This window comes from Flavobacterium beibuense F44-8 (genome assembly GCF_000769915.1).
In the GTDB taxonomy this organism is placed as follows: domain Bacteria; phylum Bacteroidota; class Bacteroidia; order Flavobacteriales; family Flavobacteriaceae; genus Flavobacterium; species Flavobacterium beibuense.
Genome location: NZ_JRLV01000002.1, coordinates 1 through 471 on the forward strand (window position 1 = coordinate 1; position 471 = coordinate 471).

At 48.2% G+C, this 471-nt stretch carries 1 protein-coding gene; it reads left to right on the top strand.

The annotated features are described in order from the left end of the window. Positions 1–471 (top strand): hypothetical protein (locus Q763_RS17880; protein WP_035130720.1); only part of this gene is annotated, 471 nt, incomplete at both ends.

Here is a 471-nt window from a genome sequence, read left to right on the forward strand (position 1 = left end):
TGCCCCAATTTCTCCTGCACTTGATGCGCTTGAGGAATGTGACTTTAACCTTGACGATGTAGCGATATTCAACCTACAGGCTGTAATTGACGATATCACAGCCCAGTTAGGCGGCGATGTTGTTGTAACCATCCACGAAACACAGGATGATGCCGACTTTGGCAGTAACGCCATTACCAATACAACAGCTTACAGTAACGTTGAGGCCTTTACCACAAACGGAGTACAAACCCTATATGTAAGGGTAGAGTCAGCCTTTACGGTATGTTATGATGTTGAGGAACTACAATTAATCGTACACCCTGTCCCTGAGGCTACCACTCCGGCCGCTTACGGACTGTGTGACAACGGTTTGGATGATGCCGACGGTGAAGGCATCTTTGACCTGACCTCTGTAGAGTCGGAAGTACTTGGACTGTTAGACCCTGCCCAATACAGTGTAAGCTACCATGAGAACGCACAGGATGCAGC